Consider the following 4140-nt stretch of genomic DNA (forward strand, 5'->3'; position numbering starts at 1 on the left):
TGGAGCGGGCAGCGGGAATCGAACCCGCATCATCAGCTTGGAAGGCTGAGGTAATAGCCATTATACGATGCCCGCATCCTGAAACTCGGCTACCCAGTTCTTTCTGTACAAAAAAGAAATTCTTTCTTGCTTGAGCTGGCAGTCTTACCGACCAACTCTGGCATCGCAGTTGCGAAGCCGAAAGTGGTGGTGGGGGAAGGATTCGAACCTTCGAAGTCTGTGACGGCAGATTTACAGTCTGCTCCCTTTGGCCGCTCGGGAACCCCACCTGAACTTGATGGTGCCGGCTACCGGAATCGAACTGGTGACCTACTGATTACAAGTCAGTTGCTCTACCTACTGAGCTAAGCCGGCATCAAGTAGCGCGCATTCTAGGAATAGCGGCGCGCGCATGCAACAAAAAAATTGCTTAATCCGCTCTCTTGCTCACATTTTGCGCATTACAGCGCATTTCTGATGCCTTTTCAGCCACTCATGATGAAATAATCCACACCTGCAGGCGGTGTCTTAGAGAAAGCCAACCAAGACATCATGCTACCGGCCAGTCTCAACCCAATACGAACATGTATTGATGCCTTGCCTGGGCCAGCAATATTTATGATTTATGGCTTGCGCGGAAACGGTGCGACGTCCCTCTTAACGCTTTGTTTTACTCTATGGAAAAGATAACGTCACAGAGGCGAACAAGCTTTATACAATTAAAGCAAAGAAGCGTGATGCTTTTCGGAGAAAGGAAAGCGAGGAAGATTTTTTCTTATTATTCCTTTTAATCTGATGTTACCCTCCTGCCCATTGTGAAATTCTCGCTTACCCGGCGTGCCATTAAGCGGTCTAAGATGAAAGCATCACAGCGCTGAGCAAAGGGTTTTCATTTTGTCCTGAATGACAGGCAGAAGCATGCTTATGAGTAATAAAGATCAAACCTTGACGTCCCCTTATCTCCAGTTTAACCGGAGCCAGTGGGCTGCCCTGCGCGATTCAGTGCCGATGACGCTAACCGAAGGCGAAATAGCGCGCCTGAAGGGCATTAACGAAGACCTTTCTCTGGAAGAAGTGGCGGAAATTTATCTGCCGCTGTCGCGCTTGCTCAATTTTTATATTAGCTCTAACTTACGTCGCCAGGCAGTGCTTGAGCAATTTCTCGGCACCAATGGCCAGCGCATACCTTATATCATTAGCATAGCGGGTAGCGTGGCGGTCGGTAAAAGTACAACTGCCCGTGTATTGCAGGCGTTGTTGAGCCGCTGGCCTGAGCACCGTCGCGTTGAACTGATTACTACCGATGGCTTCCTTCATCCGAACGCTGTTTTAAAAGAACGTAATCTGATGAAGAAGAAAGGCTTTCCGCAGTCGTACGATATGCACCGACTCGTTAAGTTTGTTTCTGATATTAAATCAGGCGTTCCGGACGTCACCGCGCCGGTTTACTCACATTTAATTTATGACGTGATCCCCGACGGCGATAAAGTCGTGAATCAACCCGATATCCTTATTCTTGAAGGGCTCAATGTCCTGCAAAGCGGTATGGATTATCCTCATGACCCGCATCATGTATTTGTTTCCGACTTCGTGGATTTCTCCATTTATGTGGATGCGCCAGAAGATTTACTGCAACGCTGGTATATCAACCGCTTTTTGAAATTCCGTGAGGGCGCGTTCACAGACCCTGACTCTTATTTCCATAACTATGCCAAACTGAGCGAAGATGAAGCGGTTAATATCGCTACACAGTTATGGAAAGAGATTAACTGGTTGAACCTGAAAGAAAACATTTTGCCAACACGCGAGCGAGCAAGCCTCATCATGACAAAAAGCGCTAACCATGCGGTGGAGTGTGTTCGCTTACGAAAATAGTGGAACAATAAAAAAGGGAGCCAGGCTCCCTTTTTTCATTCTGCGCTGCGTAATGAAATCTCGCCGCCGACCCAGGGCTTTATAATGCCGTTTTGCTCCAGCAGTAACGCGCCCTGATTATCTATACCACGCGAAATTCCGTATATTTCTCGTTCACCGATGATCAGTTTCACCTGACGGTGAATAAAGTTATCAAGTTTTTCCCAGCGGGTTAAAAAGGGAGCCAGACCCTCCTGCTCAAATTCCCGCAAAGACGCGCGCAGCTTTTCAATCAACCTGACAGCCAGCTCGTTTCTGTCGACCTTTATCCCGGCTTCCTGAAGATTAATCCAGCCCTGGTTCACGATATCACTTTCAACCTGACGCATCGCCAGATTAATACCCGCACCAATGACAATCTGCGCCGCATCGCCCGTTTTACCTGTAAGCTCCACAAGAATACCGGCCAGTTTTCTGTCATTAAGGTAGAGATCGTTAGGCCACTTTACCCGCACCTGATCGGCGCCGAGTTCGTGAAGCACTTCAGCCATCACAATACCGATAACCAGGCTTAAACCGACGGCCGCGGCTGGTCCCTGTTCAAGACGCCAGTACATGGAAAGATACAGGTTCGCGCCAAACGGTGAAAACCATTTACGGCCACGACGCCCACGCCCAGCCTGCTGGTATTCAGCAATACAGGCGTCGCCCGATTCGAGTTCGGAAAGCCTGTCCAGTAAATACTGGTTTGTAGAGTCAATCACCGGAAGTACCGTCACCGACCCGGTTTTGATGTGAGAATGGATGAAAGATTCATTAAGTAATTGTATGGGGCCCGGCAGGCTATATCCTTTGCCCGGAACCGTAAACACGTCAATACCCCAGTCACGTAGCGTCTGGATATGCTTGTTAATCGCTGCCCGGCTCATCCCCAGCCTTTCGCCAAGCTGCTCGCCGGAGTGAAATTCGCCGTCAGCAAGAAATGAAATGAGCGTTAACGGAATAGTATTATCTTTCAAGCAATCGTCTCCACAGCATTCACCTCGCCGACCGAACCAATAAAGCGGACTTCAGGCTCCAGCCAGACATTAAATTTTTCGCCAACACGCTGACGGACTTCATGCGCAAGTTTTACGACATCCTCACTGGTCGCATTATGCTCGTTGATAAGCACAAGCGCCTGATGGCGATGTACGGCTGCGCCACCGACACGACGCCCTTTCATATCGCAGCGATCGATAAGCCAGCCTGCCGCCAGTTTTACCTGCCCGTCAATTTGTGGGTAACGCGGCGCATCCGGATAATGTATAAACAGCGCACTGGCTTCTTGTGCCGTGATTACCGGGTTTTTAAAGAAGCTACCAGCGTTACCATATTCTTTAGGATCGGGCAGCTTCGTACGACGCATATGGCATACCGCATCGAATACCTGACGCGGCGTGACGGTATCAGGTGACAGACGCGTTAAATCGCCATAGGTAAGAACCGGCGACCACTGTTTGGGCAGACGCAGACCAATACCCGTAATGGCATAGCGATTTTGATAATCATGTTTGAAGATGCTGTCACGATAACCAAAGCGACAATCACTGTTACCAAGACGAACCGACTCGCCAGAATGCAGATCGACACAATCTACATACAGACAGAATTGTTTAAACTCGACGCCATAAGCGCCAATATTCTGGATAGGGGAAGAGCCAGCACAACCCGGAATAAGCGCCAGATTCTCAAGACCGGCAATATTATGGTCCAGCGTGAACTCGACAAGACGATGCCAGTTCTCACCCGCCCCGGCATGTATTAACCAGGCATCAGGCTGTTCCTCGACCTGTATGCCCATAATACGGTTCAGAATAACCGTGCCGCTGAAATCATCAAGAAACAGCACATTGCTCCCCTCCCCCAGAATCAAAACCGTTTGGGAAGCCGCGTGCGCCTGCTGCCAGGCTTCAGACAGCGCTTTGGCAGTGTGCGCCGTCACGATCTGCTGCGCGCATTTATCAATTCCGAATGTATTGTAAGGTTTAAGGGAGTTATTCATGCCATTAGTCCTGAGGTCGAAACCCGGACAGTTTAACCGATTGGCAGGTTTATAGCTTCTCTGACATTGGCGGAGCATACAAAAGGAGGAAAGAGCGAGGTTATTTATGAACGCTACAAATATGAAGAAAGGACAACGAGGTGTAAAAAAGCAAAAACCCCTCAGCGGTGCTGAGGGGTTCTTTAATTGATGCCTGGCAGTTCCCTACTCTCGCATGGGGAGGCCCCACACTACCATCGGCGCTACGGCGTTTCACTTCTGAG

3 protein-coding genes and 3 tRNA genes are annotated in these 4140 nt (G+C 49.4%); 1 reads left to right on the plus strand and 5 read right to left on the minus strand.

Going from position 1 to position 4140, the window contains the following annotated elements; genetic code table 11:
- The 3 genes from AACV31_RS14945 to AACV31_RS14955 all read right to left on the minus strand — a co-directional run bounded on the left by AACV31_RS14945 (window position 1) and on the right by AACV31_RS14955 (window position 354).
- Window positions 1–75 (minus strand) — tRNA-Gly (locus AACV31_RS14945).
- 109 nt (window positions 76–184) lie between these two features.
- Window positions 185–269: transfer RNA gene (locus tag AACV31_RS14950), tRNA-Tyr, on the minus strand.
- Window positions 270–278: 9 nt separating this feature from the next.
- A tRNA-Thr gene (locus AACV31_RS14955) sits at window positions 279–354 on the minus strand.
- 549 nt (window positions 355–903) lie between these two features.
- Between AACV31_RS14955 and coaA the strand changes: the two genes are divergently transcribed.
- Window positions 904–1854: a type I pantothenate kinase gene (gene coaA, locus AACV31_RS14960; RefSeq protein ID WP_208091710.1), complete on the plus strand. Its 951-nt coding sequence runs from the start codon at window positions 904–906 to the stop codon at window positions 1852–1854.
- Window positions 1855–1889: 35 nt separating this feature from the next.
- Here the strand turns inward: coaA and birA are convergent, their stop codons facing one another.
- Both birA and murB read right to left on the minus strand, forming a co-directional pair.
- Window positions 1890–2852: a bifunctional biotin--[acetyl-CoA-carboxylase] ligase/biotin operon repressor BirA gene (gene birA / locus AACV31_RS14965; protein ID WP_007766533.1), complete on the minus strand. Its 963-nt coding sequence runs from the start codon at window positions 2850–2852 to the stop codon at window positions 1890–1892.
- Window positions 2849–3877: a UDP-N-acetylmuramate dehydrogenase gene (gene murB / locus AACV31_RS14970; RefSeq protein ID WP_165157189.1), complete on the minus strand. Its 1029-nt coding sequence runs from the start codon at window positions 3875–3877 to the stop codon at window positions 2849–2851. The genes birA and murB overlap by 4 nt, the downstream gene beginning before the upstream one ends.
- Window positions 3878–4140 lie beyond the last annotated feature (263 nt).

The sequence above is a fragment of the Cronobacter sp. EKM101R genome (assembly GCF_963888145.1).
GTDB classification, from domain to species: Bacteria; Pseudomonadota; Gammaproteobacteria; order Enterobacterales; family Enterobacteriaceae; genus Cronobacter; species Cronobacter turicensis.

What these genes read in the sequence shown, in the direction of transcription:
- coaA (WP_208091710.1), top strand. Translation starts at nt 904, where the DNA reads ATGAGTAATAAAGATCAAACCTTGACGTCCCCTTATCTCCAGTTTAAC.
- murB (WP_165157189.1), bottom strand. Translation starts at nt 3,877, where the DNA reads ATGAATAACTCCCTTAAACCTTACAATACATTCGGAATTGATAAATGC.